The organism is Pseudocitrobacter sp. 73 (genome assembly GCF_008369545.1).
Lineage (GTDB): Bacteria > Pseudomonadota > Gammaproteobacteria > Enterobacterales > Enterobacteriaceae > Pseudocitrobacter > Pseudocitrobacter vendiensis.
In genome coordinates this window covers 34,369-51,008 of sequence record NZ_VTZO01000008.1, presented here as the reverse complement: position 1 = coordinate 51,008, position 16,640 = coordinate 34,369, and the positions used below count along the sequence as shown (strand labels likewise).

The window sequence follows — 16,640 nt, the reverse complement described above, 5'->3', positions numbered from 1 at the left end:
TTAATTCAAAAACTGAATATATGGACAATCGCGTCAGCGGGGATTTTGCGCTGGTTTGCGCCGGATGAATGTTCAATAATGTCTGCCGCAAATAATTAACAAGTGGTTGTGGTATGAAAAAGACGGTTTTTTCGTTAGCGCTTGGCACTTTTGGCCTGGGAATGGCGGAGTTCGGCATTATGGGCGTGCTGACGGATCTGGCGCGTGATACACAGATCTCGATTCCTTCCGCCGGGCACATGATCTCGTTCTATGCCTTTGGCGTGGTGATTGGCGCGCCGATTATTGCACTGTTCTCCAGTCGCTTTTCTCTCAAGCATATTCTGCTATTCCTGGCCGCACTGTGCGTGCTGGGCAACGCGATTTTCACCTTTTCGTCTTCTTACACCATGCTGGCCCTCGGCAGGCTGGTCTCCGGTTTTCCACATGGCGCCTTTTTCGGCGTTGGGGCGATCATTTTGTCGAAAATCGCGCCGCCGGGTAAGGTTACGATGGCGGTAGCCGGAATGGTCTCTGGTATGACGGTCGCGAATTTATTGGGCATTCCGATTGGTACCTGGCTCGGTCATGCCTTTAGCTGGCGCTATACGTTTCTGCTGATCGCTGCGTTTGATGTCATCGTTATTGTATCGATTATCTTTTGGGTGCCCGATCTGTTTGATAAATCCAACGCGCGCCTCAGCGAGCAGTTCCGTTTCCTCAAAGCGCCAGAGCCATGGTTAATCTTCCTTGCCACCCTGTTTGGCAACGCGGGCGTCTTTGCCTGGTTTAGCTATATCAAACCCTACATGCTGTATGTCACCGGCTTCACAGAAACCTTTATGACCTTCATCATGATGTTTGTGGGGCTTGGGATGGTATTGGGAAATATCATCAGCGGGAAATTATCCGCACGCTTTAGCCCGCTACGCATCGCCGCCACCACCGATGGCATTATTGTGCTTTCGTTAGTGATGTTGTTTCTGTTTGCCGATGTTAAAGGTGCGGCGCTGGGGCTGGCGTTCATTTGCTGTGCAGGGTTATTCGCACTTTCTGCACCGTTGCAGATCCTGCTGCTGCAAAATGCGAAGGGCGGGGAGATGCTTGGCGCCGCAGGTGGCCAAATGGCCTTTAACCTCGGTAGCGCTGTGGGGGCGTATTGCGGTGGCATGATGCTGACGCTGGGTTTTGCCTACAACTATGTGACTTTACCGGCGGCGTTGCTTTCGTTCTCGGCGATGTCGGCGCTGCTGGCGTATGGCTATGTGAAGAATCGTCGTCACGCGCGCGTTATTGCTCCCTCTGCATAGAGGGAGCATCCCGCTTACTTACGGAAATCAATCACCATACGGCCACGGATTTGGCCTTGTTCCATCTCTTTGAAGATAGCGTTGATATCTTCCAGCGGGCGAGAGGCGACTTTAGGTACCACTTTCCCTTCAGCCGCAAACTGGAAGGCCTCGGTCAGATCCTGACGCGTACCGACCAGCGACCCTACAACCTGAATACCGTCCAACACCAGGCGCGGGATATCCAGGCTCATCGCTTCCGGCGGCAGACCAACAGCTACCACGCGGCCACCGGCACGAACGGCGTCAACTGCGGAGTTGAACGCCGCTTTGGCGACAGCGGTAACCACTGCTGCATGCGCGCCGCCGGTTTTTTCCTGCACCAGTTTTGCGGCATCCGGGCTACGGGAGTTGATGACTAAGTCTGCGCCCATGCTTTCAGCCAGTTTCAGCTGTTCATCATTGACGTCAAGCGCGATAACTTTGGCGTTAAAGACGTTTTTCGCATATTGCAGCGCCAGGTTGCCCAGACCGCCCAGACCGTAGATAGCGATCCACTGGCCCGGTTTAATGCCGGAAATTTTTACGGCTTTATAGGTCGTTACGCCCGCACAGGTAATGCTGCTGGCCGCGGCGGATTCCAGACCGTCAGGCACTTTGACGGAGTAGTCGGCGGTGACGATGCACTCTTCCGCCATACCACCGTCAGCGGTGTAACCGGCGTTAATTACCTCACGACACAGAGTTTCATTACCGCTGTTACAGTATTCACAGTGTCCACATCCCTGGAAGAACCACGCGACGCTTGCGCGATCGCCGGGTTTCAGCGAGGTCACCCCCGGGCCAACTTCTTTCACAATCCCGATACCTTCATGGCCCAGAATCACGCCGGTTTTGTCACCAAAATCGCCATTTTTAACGTGGAGATCGGTGTGGCAAACGCCGCAGCATTCCATCTTCAGAAGCGCTTCACCATGTTTTAGCGGACGCAGTGTACGTTCGGTGACATCAACCTGATGATCTTTTGTGACGACAGCAGCCTTCATGTATTTCTCCTTTTATGATGAATTTCTGCAGAGTAATCATGTGATTACTCCATAAGGATTAATGTTTTTCTGCTTCAGTTGCAATAGCTCAGACACCTAATGTAATAATTCTTATTAAGAATTATCTATTCAGAACAAAATGTTCCTTCAATACGCCTAATGTGTATTTGACCTGGGGAGATGAGCCTGGCAGGGGACCTGCCAGGCGTGTGCTTACAGTTTAGATTGAATTACCGCAATTTCCTGGCGCCAGGCCTGTTGCAGTTGTGGTTTCTGATGTTTGGCTTTGCGGGCAAGATCGGCGGCTAACCACGATTCCAGCGCGATGAGCCGTTCCAGCAGCGCGTCAGCATCGTCTGGCTGAGGTTGCGGTGTGTCAGCCGGAGGGCTTAGGGCACTCACTGAATCGTGCTTTTCCCTGATTCGTGTAAACATCTCATCAGCATCATGCCATTCGCTGAGGTAGCCGTTTTCAACCAGCCAGAAACGATTGCAGCAGGCGGTAATCAGTTGTCTGTCATGACTGACCAATAATACTCCGCCCTGAAATTGCTGTAGCGTTTCTGCCAGCGCGATTTTCCCTTCGATATCCAGATGGTTCGTGGGCTCATCGAGCATTAACAGGTGGTAGCGGGCAAGGGTGAGTCCGACAAATAGTAGCCTTGCACGCTCGCCGCCGCTGAGCGTGTGCACCCGTTGCCCATGACGCAGCCACGGAAAACCCGCCCGTAATAGCGCTTTTTTGCGTGTTTCCGGATCCGGCGCAAAGGCATCAAGTGCGTCAAACAGCGTGGCATTATCGGGCAACTGATGCAGAGTCTGGTCGTAATAGCCGACGGTCACGCGCGGATGCAGTTTTAGCGCATCGTTGCTGCGGCCAGATAATACGTGTTGCCAGAGGGTTCGTAACAGAGAGGATTTCCCACAACCGTTATGGCCGACGAGAGCAACTCTGTCGCCACTTTTCAGTCTCGCGGCCTGAATGTGGAACAGCGGCGGCAATCCGACGTCGGGAGAAATCGACAGATTCTCAACGTCCAGCAGTCGATTTGCCGCAAGCGCATCGCCCCGCAGCGTTAACGTCCAGGGATTGCCGTCTGTCACTGCCGTCTGGCTCTCCTTAAGCCGGGCAACCTGTTTTTCCATCTGTTTCGCTTTTTGCGCCAGCCCCTCGTTATCGTAGACCCGGCCCCATGTCGCCAGCCGTTTAGCGCTTGCTGTTACCCGTTCTATCTCTTTTTGTTCCGCTTTACGCCGCAGAATATCGCTTTCATCTTTAGCCGCCAGGGCAAGCCGGGCCTGACTACAGGGAAGGGCGAAGCAGTGCAGCGTTTTATCGCGCAAAATCCAGCTGCCATTGGTGACGGTATCGAGCAACTGTCGGTCATGCGAGACAAGGATAAAACTCCCCGCCCAGCGCAACAGAAATTGTTCCAGCCACAGCAGCGTGGGCAGATCAAGATGGTTACTGGGTTCATCCAGTAGCAGTAAATCGGGTTGATGGATTAACGCGCGCGCCAGCATCAAACGTGTGTGTTGTCCGCCGCTCAGCGTAGCGCTGGTGAATGTTGTTTCCTGCGCACTAAAGCCCATCTCTGCCAGCAAGCTTTCGCCGCGCCAGCGTTGAGCATCACGGGCGTGGGCGGGGAGCCCGACAAGTACGGCTTCCAGCAGTGATAGGGCATAAACCGCTTCGGGAAGATGTTGTTCAACGCGAGCCATCAGGCAGCGATTTGCGATGGCGACATTGCCGGAGGTGGGTTGTGATGTGCCATCCAGAACTTTCAGTAGCGTACTTTTGCCACTGCCGTTATCGCCAAGCAGCCCAATACGGTCACCCTGTTTTAGGGTAAAGGAGAGGCCGTCGAAAAGCGTAGCAAACGCCGTATCAACACGTAATGATTGTGCAGTGAGTAATGTACTCATAGTTGCTTACCCAAGAATTACAGGCGTAATTACGCCTCGTCAAACATCGCTGACGATAACCTGGTAAGCCCGAGGGAAGGGATTGGGGTGAGAGTCTTCGCTCAAGCCTCCGTTATCGCAGCACGATATCGGTAATGCTTGAGCTGGTGCGATCACCAAGGGTATGTGAAACATTAAAAATTTCACAGTACAGCATAATTAGCCTCCTTTTATTGTCAGTATGAATAGGTGAAGGCAGTGTAGCGGGGATTATAGCGATCTGCCAACTAGCTGGTGGAGAAATAACCATTAGTTACAACATACATATTATTCCTTTTAATAACCGTACATGAAGTTCAGTGCCTATTCAGGGTCTGGCAGAAAAGGTGGGCCGAAGCCCACCTGAGGATTAGATTGATGTCCGGCGGTAGCTACGATATTCCGGCAACCAGAAGTTTTCGTTGATGGCCTGCTGGAGCGCGTCGGCAGAGGTTTTCACGGCAACGCCCTGTTGCTGAGCCATTTTCCCGACTGCAAAAGCGATATCCCGTGATACCTGATGAATGTCTTTCAATTCCGGTAACACCAAACCTTCACCGGTATTGGCCAACGGGGAGTGCTTCGCCAGTGTTTCACTGGCGGACATCAGCATTTCATCGGTAATCCGCGTTGCGCCAGAGGCGATTACGCCAAGCCCAATGCCAGGGAAGATATAGGAGTTGTTGCACTGGGCAATCGGGTAAACCTTATCTTTCCATACTACCGGGCTGAACGGGCTGCCGGTGGCGACCAACGCATTGCCTTCGGTCCAGGCGATAATATCCTGCGGCGTGGCTTCCACACGCGAGGTCGGGTTGGAGAGTGGCATGACAATCGGGCGCGGGCAGTGTTTGTGCATTTCACGGATAATCTCTTCCGTAAACAGCCCCGTTTGCCCGGAAACGCCAATCAGAATGTCCGGTTTCACATTACGTACGACGTCGAGCAATGACAGCACTTCGTTATTCGTATCCCAGGTTTGCAGGATACTGCGCTTTTGCACCAGTTTGGTCTGGAAGGAGAGCAGGTTTGGCATCTGATCGGTCAGTAAGCCAAAACGGTCCACCATGAACACACGCGCTCGCGCCTGTTCTTCGCTGAGGCCTTCACGCTGAAGTTGAGCAATAATTTGTTCGGCAATACCGCAACCGGCGGAACCGGCCCCCAGGAAGACGATTTTCTGATCGCTAAGCTGGCTTCCCGCCGCGCGGCTGGCGGCAATTAGCGTACCGACGGTAACGGCGGCGGTGCCCTGAATATCGTCGTTAAATGAGCAAATTTCATCGCGATAGCGGTTGAGCAGCGGCATTGCGTTTTTCTGCGCAAAATCTTCGAATTGCAGCAACACGTTTGGCCAGCGCTGTTTCACCGCCTGAATGAAATCATCGACAAACTGATAATAATCGTCGTCGGTAATACGCGGGTTACGCCAGCCCATGTACAACGGATCGTTCAGCAATTGTTGATTGTTGGTACCGACATCCAGCACCACCGGAAGGGTATATGCCGGGCTAATACCGCCACAGGCGGTATAGAGCGAAAGCTTACCAATGGGAATGCCCATGCCGCCGATACCCTGGTCGCCGAGGCCAAGAATTCGCTCGCCGTCGGTGACAACAATCACTTTGATATTGTGGTTAGGGACGTTTTGCAGAATGTCATCCATGTTGTGACGGTTCTGATAGGAGATAAACACCCCGCGTGAGCGACGATAGATCTCAGAGAAACGCTCACAAGCCGCGCCGACAGTCGGGGTATAGATGACCGGCATCATTTCATCAAGATGGTTTTCCACCAAACGGTAGAAGAGCGTTTCATTGGTGTCCTGAATGTTGCGCAGGTAGATGTGTTTGTCGATCTCTGTTTTGAACCCCTGATACTGGATCCAGGCGCGCTCTGCCTGCTCTTCAATCGTTTCGACCACTTCAGGCAGCAGGCCGAGCAGGTTGAAATTGCTGCGTTCTTCCTTGCTGAAGGCACTGCCTTTATTCAGCAACGGAAACTCCAACAGCACCGGGCCGGCGTACGGGATATACAGAGAACGGTTCGTTTTACCTTGTGACATCGTATTACTCCATCGTCATCACGCCAGGCCATGGGAAGTCTGGCAGAAACTGCAGTGCCGGGGATTATAAAACAACTGTTAACTAACGTGGGGCAAAATTGCCGGGAAGTTGAGGGCAGGTTGACGCTTCGTGCGGTGAGTGTCGCGTTCTGCTGAGAATCAACTAAGCTGAAACGTATCTGTGACGTTGATCACCCTCTGTGAGGTAAGACGATGAAAGTACTAGGTTATGCTGCTCAGAATCCCGCCGCGCCGCTCGCCCCCTTTACCTTTGACCGCCGCGAACCCCGGCCCGACGATGTGGTGATCGACATACTTTACTGTGGCGTGTGTCACTCTGATCTCCATCAGGCACGGGATGACTGGGGGTTTAGCCGTTATCCGATTGTGCCCGGTCACGAAATTGTTGGCCGGGTCGTGGCGATAGGTGACAACGTCACAAAATTTAAACCGGGTGAGCTGGCAGCGATTGGCTGTATGGTCGATTCCTGCCGCGTTTGCCACCCTTGCCAGCAGGGCCTGGAGCAGTATTGCGAAGAAGGCAATATTCAGACCTACAATGGCATAGACCGCCACGATGGTTCGTTAACCCTGGGCGGCTACTCACAAACGATTGTTGCCAGCGAAGATTTTGTCCTGCATCTGCCGGAAAACATTGACCTGAAAGGCGCTGCGCCGCTGTTATGCGCCGGGATAACCACCTGGTCGCCGCTACGTCGCTGGAACATCAATGAGAACAGCAAAGTTGCCGTCATCGGTCTGGGCGGTCTGGGACATATGGCGCTGAAGTTAGCCAATGCGCTGGGGGCAGAAGTTACGCTCTTTACCCGTTCCTCCGGAAAAGAGGCGGATGCACGGCGGCTGGGCGCACATCATGTGGTGCTCTCCACGGATGATGCGCAAATGAAAGAGGTACAAAACCAGTTCGATCTGATCATCGATACGGTTCCCTATGCCCATGATATTAACGCCTACGTTCCCACCTTAACGCTGGATGGCACCCTGGTCTTCGTCGGCCTGTTGGGCAATATCGCTGATTTCTATACGGTTCCGCTGATTCTGGGACGCCGCTCAGTTGCTGGTTCCTGTATTGGTGGTATCGCAGAAACGCAGGAGATGCTCGATTTTTGTGCTCTGCATGGTATTACCGCCGATGTTGAAGTGATCACCATCGATACTATCAATGAAGCGTTCGAGCGCATGCTCAAAAGCGATGTGAAATACCGCTTTGTTATCGATATGGCGTCGTTAACACACTGAAAAGATGTACTACACTTATTAGTTCCGTAAGCAAAAAGGAGTGATATATGACAATCCATAAGAAAGGTCAGGCACACTGGGAAGGCGATCTTAAACGTGGGAAAGGCACCGTCTCGACAGAGAGCGGCGCACTCGAACAGCAACCCTACGGTTTCAATACGCGTTTTGAAGGTGCGAAGGGGACTAACCCGGAAGAACTGATTGCCGCTGCGCATTCGGCCTGCTTCTCTATGGCGCTTTCCTTGATGCTGACTGAGGCCGGACATGCCCCGACTTCGATTGATACCGTTGCCGATGTGTCGCTGGACAAAGTCGATGGCGGTTTCGCTATCACCAAAGTGGCGCTGCAAAGTAAGATTGTTTTGCCGGGTATCGATAGCGCGAAATTCGATGAAATCATTCAGAAAGCAAAAGCAGGCTGTCCGGTTTCCCAGGTGTTAAAAGCAGAAATTACACTCGATTATCAATTGGATAACTAACCTTCACAGGGCAGCGTCACGCTGCCCACACCTTGTTGTGACAATGTCACGTTAATTGCAATAATTATCTTAACTTATTCACCTTGCCTTCATATCGTTAGCCTGAGAAGGCATTTGTCATGGGCTTTATTCCCTTTAGAGTGAAATTCCTGCTGACTCTTAAGGAAAAACCGATGGCGACAGAATATCCTCTTACCGACAGTGAATTTCCTTTACTCAACCTGCGACGTGTGGCCGGACACATTGGTGCTGAAGTGCGTGATATTGCACTCTCAGCCGATCTGGACGATGCAACGTTTAGACAGCTGAACGCTGCGCTGGTGAAATATAAAGTGCTGTTTTTCCGTCAACAGCCGCATCTTACCGATGACGCTCATCAGGCATTTGGCGCGCGTTTTGGTCGCATTGTGGCGCATCCCACCGTGCCAGCACCGACCGGCACTCAGCTGTTTGAGCTGGATGCCTCTAAAGGCGGAGGACGAGCAGACTCCTGGCACACGGATGTCACCTTCGTTGATGCTTTTCCAAAAATTTCTATTTTGCGCGGCGTGACGATCCCTGCGTATGGTGGCGATACCGTGTGGGCGAATACGGCACGGGCCTATGAACAACTTCCGGATGAGCTTAAGCGGTTTGCGGCTTCACTGCGTGCGGTGCACAGTAATGATTATGACTACGGCGCAGAACGGGTGGTGGTTGAATCAACCCGCCTGAATCATCACAAAAATGTGTTTGTTTCATCCGTGTGGGAAGCTGAGCATCCCGTGGTGCATGTTCATCCGGTTAGCGGCGAGAAGTGTCTGCTCCTTGGGCATTTCTTCAAACGCCTGGTTGGATTCAGCAGCCGTGAGTCCGCCAGTCTGTTTGAGCTGCTGCAAAATCGGGTGACTCGCCTTGATAATACCGTTCGCTGGCAGTGGCAGCAGGATGATGTGGTTATCTGGGATAACCGCAGCACGCAACATTACGCGGTGAACGATTACGGCAGTCAACCGCGTGTGGTGCGTCGAGTTACGGTTGAAGGAGAAACGGCGGTGGGCGTCGATGGTACCCGCAGCCGAACGATTGCGCGCGGGCAAACCGATCCGCAGCAGGTTGCCGCAAACACGGATCCACGCACGAAAGAGGCTGCGTCATAAGACGAGCAGGCAGGGATCTCTCCCTGCCTGCATTTATTTCGCGGTGGTATGCAGGATGAAAGGAATGGAATCACGCAGGGACGGATTTACCGTTCCGCTATGGTCAAGCCCCTCATAGAGATGAACCTCCGCTTGCGTACCGGCACGTTTCACCGCGTCGGCAAAACGAAGCTGCATCGCGGTTGGTACGTTGATGTCATTGCTGCCAATGCCGATAAATACCGGATGGGAAATTTTGAGCGTAGGGTAAAGCATACTGCCGATACTGCTGCTCAACAGCGATTCTACCGCAGGTTTCAGCGTCGTGGCGGCGTTCAGATTCGCCTCCATCGTCTGCTGTGTAAGCGGGTTAATACAAAGCTTTTGGGCTTTTTCCAGATACGGCAGAGCGGTATCCTGGAAATAGTCGGTCGCATTAAGTTTGCCATTAATGTCGGCAGCAGAAAGATAGATATAGAAAATATACGGTATTTTGGGATCACCCTTGGCCTGCGTCGCGCCATTTACGGGTGGCAAAATATCGGCAGCCGTGGTGTTTTTGTCAAAATAGGGGGTACCCGTCAGGACCGTCGCGCGGATATTCAGTTCTGGCGCATACTGCGGCTGATAACCTGCTGTCGCAAACGCAGCGTGCGCGCCCTGAGATTGACCTACCAGAATTAACTCATTGCGTAGCGGGTATGTTTTCATCGCCGCCCGTACGCCATCCAGAATACTCCAGGCTTCTCCACGCGCATTAAGATAGTGATGCAAGCCAGCAGAGCCTAAACCTGCATAGTCTGGCGCCACCACGGCGTAACCGAGCGAAAGCCAGGTATTCAGATACTGTTTATCCCGATCGGTACGGACGTTGAGTGAAGGCGCACAGTCATTTGCCACACCCACGGTACCGTGCGCCCAAACGACAACAGGCCAACCGCCTTCCGGGGTTTTGCCATAGGGGAGAAAGACAGCGGCGGTATCTTGCCGCGAGGTTTTGCCGTCAACGCCGCTGACTGAAGCGTAGTGAATCAAATATTGTTGTGCGGCTTCATTAAGGCCATTTTCTTTCGCCAGCACACGCGTTGTTTCAAGGTTATCAGCGGCCAACGCCGTGACTGGTGACAGCGCCAGTAAAAATAACGCGGACGTCGTTGTCAGGATGCGTTTTGATTTCAGGTAGTGCATGGTTTTTCATTCCTTATATACGATGCCCCCAGTGTAGTGGAACTGGCCTGAACGGGAACCTAACTGGTAACGTTAATCAGAAAAGCCTGATTTCTTTAATAATAAAAATAAAATTGGCAAGGTTATTAAAAATGTCACTGGAGTGACTATTCTCATTGTAAGCATTGATTAATTGTGTGGTGTCTTTTTGATAACGGATTAAAAATTGATTGTTGTCAATGTGATAATGAGACCAGGCAGGCAACCTCAAGTAACAAGTATCGGTAAAAACGGGCAGGAGGCTATATGCAATATTTATTGTTGTTTATCCTGGTGAGTATCGGTTCTGTTTCTTATTACAACGGCTCAGTCCTGGGCGTGAAATCAGGCGTACTCTCTCTCGTCTGTATGATACTAATGGCTTATGGAATATACGTTTTTACAGACTGGCTGACGCAAGGGCATGGTCTGGTCACTGGCATCTATATGATGTTGTCACCGGCTGCGGGCCTGATAATGACGATAATGATGAAATCGGTAAAAGCCGCATAGCCACGACACATCCCGCAGTAATGTGGGGTGTGTCTCTTTTCAGTTTTGTCACCTCTCCAGCGCTTTATCCCCCATTCGATACGGGTTATCACCTTATCCTTCTTTATGGCTTGAACATCTTCATTTAATACGCGGCTATCAAGATAAAAAGAACACATGTCATAAATTGAGCTTAACTTAAGATTATTCAATAAGGGCTGACAGTCGGGTTTCCGCTCCGTTTTACTAAAAGGTCGATAAATCATGGAAACATATCTGCAAAAAATGAAGGATGAGTGGGCGCAACTCATCGGTGATACCGACCCGCAGGTGCGTCTCCTCGCCGCCGAGATTGCCGGAGAACATGCGAAAGTACTGAGTCAGGAATTCTATAGCGTTGTCCTTTCTGACTCTCAGGCCGCGGATTTTCTGACGAATGATCAAGTTGAAAGGCAGCTAAAAACTGCGTTACAGCAGTGGATTATCGATGTGCTTTCCTGCCAGGTCGAAGGAGTCGAACAGCAGATTCAGGTCCAGCAACGCGTAGCGGATGTGCATGCCCGCATTGGTATTCCTGTTGATTTAGTCGAGATGGGATTTAGAGTCCTGAAGAAATTATTGTTTCCGGTTATCAGTGCCAGTCAACAGTCTTCGGACATAAAACTGAATGTCTTTCACTTCGCAATTAACAGCATCGATCTTGCGATGGAAGTGATGTCCCGGGCATTTATCTTCAGCGAGAACAGTGCGGCAAAAGAGGATGAAAACTACCGTATTTTTTCACTGATGGAGAATGCTGAAGAAGAGAAAGAGCGACAAATTGCATCACTGCTTTCCTGGGAAATGGACCTGATTTACAAGATTATGCTGGATACCGATCCCGGTAATAATGTGCCGTTGGGACAGTCTGATTTCGGGCTCTGGTTTAACCATAAAGGACGGCATTATTTTAGCGGTATCGCAGAAGCAGGACATATCTCTCGCCTGATCCTTGAGTTCGATGACACATTCCGGGCGGTGCGCGGATCTGCCCAGGCAATGAATAACCGGACACGACGCGTCAACTTTATACTGCAAACCCGTAATACGCTTTCGCAAATCGTCACGCTGTTACGCGAACTCTTTGACGAGGTGTCACGTCACGAAGTAGGAATGGATGTGTTGACGCGTCTGCTGAATCGACGCTTCTTGCCTACTATTTTTAAACGTGAAATTGCCCATGCGGGACGCGCTGGAACGCCGATGTCGGTTCTGTTGATCGATGTCGATAAGTTCAAACAAATTAACGATACCTGGGGGCATAACACCGGCGATGAGATTTTACGTAAAGTTGCTGGCGCGTTTTATGAACATGTTCGAACCAGCGATTTTGTGTTCCGCTATGGTGGAGATGAATTTCTGATTATTCTCACCGAAGCCAACGAGGCAGACACGCTGCGGATTGCCGAGCGAGTACGCTCGCGCGTTGAAAAAATTAACGTCACTGCACCCAATGGTGAAAGCATCTCACTTTCGCTGTCCATTGGCGCGGCGATGTTTAACGGGCATCCTGATTATGAACGTTTAATTCAACTGGCTGATGAGGCGTTGTACGGCGCAAAACGACGGGGGCGTAACTGCGTAGAGCTCTGGAAAGCATCATGATTATTCGAGCGTATGAATAACGTATTCGCCGCTCAGCATTGGGCGACAGAGTATTTTATAGCCATCCTGATCAAACCCGGTTGCGATACGTGTAAGTTTTTCCGCATCCGCGAGGGATTCTACCGCCCCCAGCCATAGCCAGTTATTCACAATATGGTAGTGGGTGAGGGTATCGCTTTTCTCTTCCAGCGCCACGGCGCCTTTCCATGGCCAACATATCAGCTGCAAATGCGCTAACGCACTGCGGAGCCTGTCATTATGATCTTCTATGCTTTCGCGGCCACAGCAGGCCCCGGCGCAACGCCCCAACATCGAACGAAAACAGGCACGCCCACGACTTAACGGCTCCAGCCCCATAACGCCGTAGCACAGACGCTCCGTATCGGCGACAGACTTCAATGCCTCAAGGGCGGCGCGACGATTGGCAAAAAGGCCGAAAAGGCCCGGTGTGTGGGAGAAATCGACTTCGCGGGCATAAACAACCTGAGGTGTGTTTGCCTGCAGGCGCAGGGAACATAGTTGCTTGTTGCGACGCAATCGTTTATTGAACAGCGGTTGTTGTTCTTTAATCAAACGTGCTTCGAGCAATAGCGCGCCAAGTTCACCCGCCGTGGGCTGCCAGCTAATGCGCCGGGTCTGCTGAAGCAGGGCGGCTTCCTGCTGGGTGCGGAAGTGTGACATAACCCGGCTGCGAATATTGACACTTTTACCGATGTAGAGTGGAAGCGTTTCGCTGTCGCCATGAAAGATATAAACACCGGGCAATTTTGGCAACGTTTCCAGGCAAAAGCGTAGATGCTCGGGGTAGGTGTAGAGGGGCCCCTGGGGGGGCTCGGGCCGAATAGGAACCCTGCGGTTGACCATAATTACTCCAGATACTGTTTATGCATACAGCTTACCGGGCGGGACGATAATGTCAATCCTCTACCCGGTGCTGAAAAGGTGCATAGCAGTATCCTTACACGCGCTGATCCGTCAGCCAGCTTTTGAACACATCTGTGCGCAAGGTTTGCATAAAATCGATGTTTCCAGAACACCCTAATTTTTTAATCAGATTGGTGCGCATCTGATAAACCGTCTTAATATGGACGTTTAGATTTTCTGCCATTTCGATAATCTTCTTACCGTCAGACATCTGATCGAGCAAGGTGGTTTCTCGTGCAGAGAGCTTAACTTTTTGCTCAATCTGGCAATGGTCTTCATTATTTTTACGCAAGCTCGTCAGAAATTTTACAATCTCTTCAACCGATGCCTTTGATGAAATATGGTTCACAGTAAAGGAATCGAGGAAATTATATCGCTGTCCATCGCTGAGTAAAATAAAACGATGGTTGCGCAGATCGTAATTATGCTTTTTAACGTTTGCATATTGACTTGCAGAAAAGATCACATAGCGAATGTTTTGGCGATCTAATCTGACATCTTTAAGTACTTCACACAAACCATATTCGAGGAAATTGTCATCCAGCCAGAGATCGACCAATTCCAGTTTAACAGGACACGCTTCTCCGTTCATAATGACTCCACATTCTAAAATTGTTTAAATATTGTTTAAATAAAGCACATCATCAGCTAATGATTCAGATATCATCGAGCGTATGATCCACCACAATTTCCAGTGTCTTACGGATAACGTCGGCTGAAACTACGCTGTCAGTGCATTCGAGAGACTCAATCAGCGCAGTGATAATGTTTTTGTTGTTGATGGTTTCCCCAGCAGCCATCAGATGGCGAACCGCGCCTCCGAGGATTTCTGCTTCATCAGCTAACATATCACCGGCCTTGAGAAAGTGTTCGGATAATGCTTTATTCTGAATTGACTGGTAGAAATCATATTGCTGTAACATAACGGTTCTCATCTGTTGATTGTGTGAGTATCTTTCATTGAAAATGTATCAATGAATATTTTTGTTCGTTTCATTTATCGAAAGATCCTTTCTACCGTCTTTGCGGTGTTTAACGCCTTTTTGGCCAGCGCGGTGCGCTTCTTTCGATGCTCTAAATTGGTGTATTTCTTTTATTACTACATGCAATGCCGAGAGACGCTCTGAATCAATTTCCCGGTTTTGCATGTCATTCAGTTCATTTAACAAAGTCTTGGAATTAACCGGTTTTTTGTTTTTAATGAGCTGTAGAGTCGCTTCACCAATTAAGGTTTCTTTCAGCTTCTTATTACTACTATTCATAACTGCCATCTCTTATGCTATTAAACCACAAGGCTTACAGCAGTAAGTTTTCTCAGGTGGTGGAGTATATTTATCGCCATCGCCACGCTGAGTAAAATTCTCCCTTATGAATTTCGGTTTTCAAAAAGTAAACCAATCAGCGCGTTGTAGTGCTTCTCTTCTTCCGTGCCAGAGGCTTGCTCAAGGCGGCCCAATAATTTTGTACACAGAGACTTGCGGTTAAGGTTTTTGCCAGCGCTGAGAATCTCGACCACAATTTGCCCCAGGGTTTCCTGTTGAGTAGGCAGGGCCGCCTTGTTGAAGTAGCTGGAAATGGCACTGGCTGAATCCATTGTGTATTGGCGGTTCTGCTGCATGTGTCTCTCCTGTTAAAGACGTTATCGTGTATCGCTTTGTGTTAAAAAACTCATAAAAATTGTACATAAATACTGTACAGGTGATGGTTTATTTTTTAGCATTTTGCGCTAACCATTATGAATCAATAAGTTACAAGTTATACAACTGTATCAATGTAGCAGTTATTTGTACAAAAACGGAGGGTTGTCGGTGGTGTGTCAAGAGGAAGAAAGCGTGTTGGATTTTATTGGTAGCAATGTTAAATCAATGTATTAATTGAAAGCTATTTGACCATTTATCTGCTAATGTTGAGAAAATTTTGTAGTCGGAACCGCTATGCTTACCACGATCATTTATCGCAGCCATTTATGTCACGACGTTCCCGTCAAGGCCCTCGAGGGAATGGTAGCGGCCGCTAACCTTAGGAATGCTGAGGCAAACGTCACCGGAATACTGCTTTTTAACGGGACCCATTTTTTTCAATTACTTGAAGGCCCTGAGGAGCAGGTTAAAGCTATCTATCACCAAATTTTACAAGATCCGCGCCACTACAATCTTGTAGAACTTTTATGTGATCACGGCCCAACTCGCCGATTTGGCAAGGTTGGTATGGAGCTTTTCGATCTACGTGAATATGCCAGGGAGGAGGTGCTGCAAACCGTGCTGGATAAAGGTACGTCACCCTATCAGCTCACCTATAACGATCGTGCCTTGCAGTTTTTTCGCACCTTTGTCGAGTCGACAGAGAAGGGTAACTATTATGAGATTCCGCCAGCCGAGAGCTGGGAATTTCTGCCAACCAAAATCAGCGACGAACTCGGCCCTTTCATAGCCTCTTCTGCTACTGAATATACCTTAGCCCTGCAACCTATCATTGACCCACTGGCGCAAGAGATTATCGCTCTTGAGGCGCTCATTTACACCCAAGAGGGTGAGATTTCGAATGCCTATTTTGATAGTTTAACCGGCGATGAAATTTATGAAGTGGATCTTAACAGTAAGAAAGTGGCGTTTGAGATGGTGAAGGCGCGGGATCTGCGTGGTCAAATCCTTTCCGTTAACCTGTTGCCAATGACGTTGGTAAAAATCCCTAACGCGGTGGATTTTTTACTTCATGAGATAAAAATTAACGGTCTGGTACCCGAGCAAATTGTCGTTGAATTTACTGAGCACGAGGTTGTTTCAAGCATTGAGGAGTTCACCGCAGCAGTACGCGCACTGAAGTCAGCAGGAATTAGCGTGGCCATTGACAACTTTGGAGCCGGATTTGCAGGGCTGCAACTGCTGTCACAGTTTCAGCCCGACCGAATCAAGATTAATGCAGAACTGATTCGCGACGTGCACAAAAGTGGTCCACGTCAGGCGATTGTACAGGCCATTATTCGCTGTTGCCGCTCGCTGGAAATTGTGGTGTCTGCTTTGGGAATTGAAAAAGCGGAGGAGTGGATGTGGCTTGAATCTGCAGGAATTTCTCATTTTCAGGGCGATTTATTCGCCCAGCCTTATCTTGAAGGCGCGCCATCCATTGCGTGGCCGGAAAAGAAAGGGTTATTGTAAAGTTGTACAACTCTTCTGCTTGTACCTATTCCTCTTGCG

The 16,640-nt window shown here is 50.1% G+C and carries 16 protein-coding genes; 7 read left to right on the top strand and 9 right to left on the bottom strand.

Translation table 11 applies throughout. The features are described 5' to 3' along the window. The first annotated feature begins 113 nt into the window (after positions 1 to 113). The gene (gene araJ / locus F0Q32_RS07480; protein WP_149462533.1) at positions 114 to 1,289 is read left to right on the top strand and encodes an MFS transporter AraJ; all 1,176 of its coding nucleotides are present in this window, start codon (positions 114 to 116) and stop codon (positions 1,287 to 1,289) included. 14 nt (positions 1,290 to 1,303) lie between these two features. On the opposite strand, the gene adhP is transcribed toward araJ, so the two are convergent. From adhP to F0Q32_RS07465, 3 genes are all read right to left on the bottom strand, one after another. Next, the gene (adhP, locus tag F0Q32_RS07475; protein ID WP_149462532.1) at positions 1,304 to 2,314 is read right to left on the bottom strand and encodes an alcohol dehydrogenase AdhP; all 1,011 of its coding nucleotides are present in this window, start codon (positions 2,312 to 2,314) and stop codon (positions 1,304 to 1,306) included. 213 nt (positions 2,315 to 2,527) lie between these two features. Beyond that, a complete protein-coding gene (locus F0Q32_RS07470) occupies positions 2,528 to 4,240 on the bottom strand; it encodes an ABC-F family ATP-binding cassette domain-containing protein (RefSeq protein WP_149462531.1) in 1,713 nt (570 codons plus the stop codon). Positions 4,241 to 4,628: 388 nt separating this feature from the next. Then, positions 4,629 to 6,323 carry an NAD-dependent malic enzyme gene (locus tag F0Q32_RS07465; protein WP_149462530.1) on the bottom strand — a complete coding sequence of 565 codons (1,695 nt, stop codon included), beginning with the start codon at positions 6,321 to 6,323 and terminating at the stop codon, positions 4,629 to 4,631. A 213-nt stretch (positions 6,324 to 6,536) separates the two neighbouring features. Between F0Q32_RS07465 and F0Q32_RS07460 the strand changes: the two genes are divergently transcribed. From F0Q32_RS07460 to F0Q32_RS07450, 3 genes are all read left to right on the top strand, one after another. After that, on the top strand, positions 6,537 to 7,583 hold the full coding sequence (locus tag F0Q32_RS07460; protein WP_149462529.1) for an NAD(P)-dependent alcohol dehydrogenase: 1,047 nt from the start codon (positions 6,537 to 6,539) through the stop codon (positions 7,581 to 7,583). Positions 7,584 to 7,630: 47 nt separating this feature from the next. Beyond that, a complete protein-coding gene (locus tag F0Q32_RS07455) occupies positions 7,631 to 8,062 on the top strand; it encodes an OsmC family protein (protein WP_149462528.1) in 432 nt (143 codons plus the stop codon). A gap of 173 nt (positions 8,063 to 8,235) precedes the next feature. Then, the gene (locus F0Q32_RS07450) at positions 8,236 to 9,201 is read left to right on the top strand and encodes a TauD/TfdA family dioxygenase (RefSeq protein WP_149462527.1); all 966 of its coding nucleotides are present in this window, start codon (positions 8,236 to 8,238) and stop codon (positions 9,199 to 9,201) included. Positions 9,202 to 9,234: 33 nt separating this feature from the next. Here the strand turns inward: F0Q32_RS07450 and F0Q32_RS07445 are convergent, their stop codons facing one another. Beyond that, positions 9,235 to 10,368: an alpha/beta fold hydrolase gene (locus F0Q32_RS07445; protein WP_149462526.1), complete on the bottom strand. Its 1,134-nt coding sequence runs from the start codon at positions 10,366 to 10,368 to the stop codon at positions 9,235 to 9,237. A 285-nt stretch (positions 10,369 to 10,653) separates the two neighbouring features. On the opposite strand from F0Q32_RS07445, the gene F0Q32_RS07440 reads away from it, so the two are divergent. Both F0Q32_RS07440 and F0Q32_RS07435 read left to right on the top strand, forming a co-directional pair. Beyond that, a complete protein-coding gene (locus tag F0Q32_RS07440) occupies positions 10,654 to 10,899 on the top strand; it encodes a DUF2545 family protein (protein WP_149462525.1) in 246 nt (81 codons plus the stop codon). A gap of 243 nt (positions 10,900 to 11,142) precedes the next feature. Then, on the top strand, positions 11,143 to 12,522 hold the full coding sequence (locus F0Q32_RS07435; protein ID WP_149462524.1) for a diguanylate cyclase: 1,380 nt from the start codon (positions 11,143 to 11,145) through the stop codon (positions 12,520 to 12,522). On the opposite strand, the gene cho is transcribed toward F0Q32_RS07435, so the two are convergent. The 5 genes from cho to ycgZ all read right to left on the bottom strand — a co-directional run bounded on the left by cho (position 12,523) and on the right by ycgZ (position 15,064). Next, positions 12,523 to 13,386 (bottom strand): excinuclease Cho, encoded by an 864-nt coding sequence (cho, locus tag F0Q32_RS07430; protein WP_149462523.1) that lies wholly within the window; start codon positions 13,384 to 13,386, stop codon positions 12,523 to 12,525. A gap of 94 nt (positions 13,387 to 13,480) precedes the next feature. Next, complete coding sequence (locus F0Q32_RS07425) at positions 13,481 to 14,038, bottom strand: helix-turn-helix transcriptional regulator (RefSeq protein ID WP_149462522.1); 558 nt, start codon at positions 14,036 to 14,038, stop codon at positions 13,481 to 13,483. Positions 14,039 to 14,102: 64 nt separating this feature from the next. Further along, a complete protein-coding gene (locus F0Q32_RS07420) occupies positions 14,103 to 14,369 on the bottom strand; it encodes a biofilm development regulator YmgB/AriR family protein (protein WP_149462521.1) in 267 nt (88 codons plus the stop codon). Positions 14,370 to 14,417: 48 nt separating this feature from the next. Next, positions 14,418 to 14,708 carry a hypothetical protein gene (locus F0Q32_RS07415; protein ID WP_149462520.1) on the bottom strand — a complete coding sequence of 97 codons (291 nt, stop codon included), beginning with the start codon at positions 14,706 to 14,708 and terminating at the stop codon, positions 14,418 to 14,420. 104 nt (positions 14,709 to 14,812) lie between these two features. Then, a complete protein-coding gene (gene ycgZ, locus F0Q32_RS07410) occupies positions 14,813 to 15,064 on the bottom strand; it encodes a regulatory protein YcgZ (RefSeq protein ID WP_149462519.1) in 252 nt (83 codons plus the stop codon). A gap of 316 nt (positions 15,065 to 15,380) precedes the next feature. Here ycgZ and F0Q32_RS07405 point away from each other — a divergent pair, with 316 nt between their 5' ends. Further along, positions 15,381 to 16,601: a diguanylate phosphodiesterase gene (locus tag F0Q32_RS07405; RefSeq protein WP_149462518.1), complete on the top strand. Its 1,221-nt coding sequence runs from the start codon at positions 15,381 to 15,383 to the stop codon at positions 16,599 to 16,601. Positions 16,602 to 16,640: the final 39 nt, after the last annotated feature.

Excerpts from the sequence above, each read along its gene's own strand:
- araJ (WP_149462533.1), top strand. The coding sequence starts at position 114 with ATGAAAAAGACGGTTTTTTCGTTAGCGCTTGGCACTTTTGGCCTGGGA.
- adhP (WP_149462532.1), bottom strand. The coding sequence starts at position 2,314 with ATGAAGGCTGCTGTCGTCACAAAAGATCATCAGGTTGATGTCACCGAA.
- F0Q32_RS07470 (WP_149462531.1), bottom strand. The coding sequence starts at position 4,240 with ATGAGTACATTACTCACTGCACAATCATTACGTGTTGATACGGCGTTT.
- F0Q32_RS07465 (WP_149462530.1), bottom strand. The coding sequence starts at position 6,323 with ATGTCACAAGGTAAAACGAACCGTTCTCTGTATATCCCGTACGCCGGC.
- F0Q32_RS07460 (WP_149462529.1), top strand. The coding sequence starts at position 6,537 with ATGAAAGTACTAGGTTATGCTGCTCAGAATCCCGCCGCGCCGCTCGCC.
- F0Q32_RS07455 (WP_149462528.1), top strand. The coding sequence starts at position 7,631 with ATGACAATCCATAAGAAAGGTCAGGCACACTGGGAAGGCGATCTTAAA.
- F0Q32_RS07450 (WP_149462527.1), top strand. The coding sequence starts at position 8,236 with ATGGCGACAGAATATCCTCTTACCGACAGTGAATTTCCTTTACTCAAC.
- F0Q32_RS07445 (WP_149462526.1), bottom strand. The coding sequence starts at position 10,368 with ATGCACTACCTGAAATCAAAACGCATCCTGACAACGACGTCCGCGTTA.
- F0Q32_RS07440 (WP_149462525.1), top strand. The coding sequence starts at position 10,654 with ATGCAATATTTATTGTTGTTTATCCTGGTGAGTATCGGTTCTGTTTCT.
- F0Q32_RS07435 (WP_149462524.1), top strand. The coding sequence starts at position 11,143 with ATGGAAACATATCTGCAAAAAATGAAGGATGAGTGGGCGCAACTCATC.
- cho (WP_149462523.1), bottom strand. The coding sequence starts at position 13,386 with ATGGTCAACCGCAGGGTTCCTATTCGGCCCGAGCCCCCCCAGGGGCCC.
- F0Q32_RS07425 (WP_149462522.1), bottom strand. The coding sequence starts at position 14,038 with ATGAACGGAGAAGCGTGTCCTGTTAAACTGGAATTGGTCGATCTCTGG.
- F0Q32_RS07420 (WP_149462521.1), bottom strand. The coding sequence starts at position 14,369 with ATGTTACAGCAATATGATTTCTACCAGTCAATTCAGAATAAAGCATTA.
- F0Q32_RS07415 (WP_149462520.1), bottom strand. The coding sequence starts at position 14,708 with ATGAATAGTAGTAATAAGAAGCTGAAAGAAACCTTAATTGGTGAAGCG.
- ycgZ (WP_149462519.1), bottom strand. The coding sequence starts at position 15,064 with ATGCAGCAGAACCGCCAATACACAATGGATTCAGCCAGTGCCATTTCC.
- F0Q32_RS07405 (WP_149462518.1), top strand. The coding sequence starts at position 15,381 with ATGCTTACCACGATCATTTATCGCAGCCATTTATGTCACGACGTTCCC.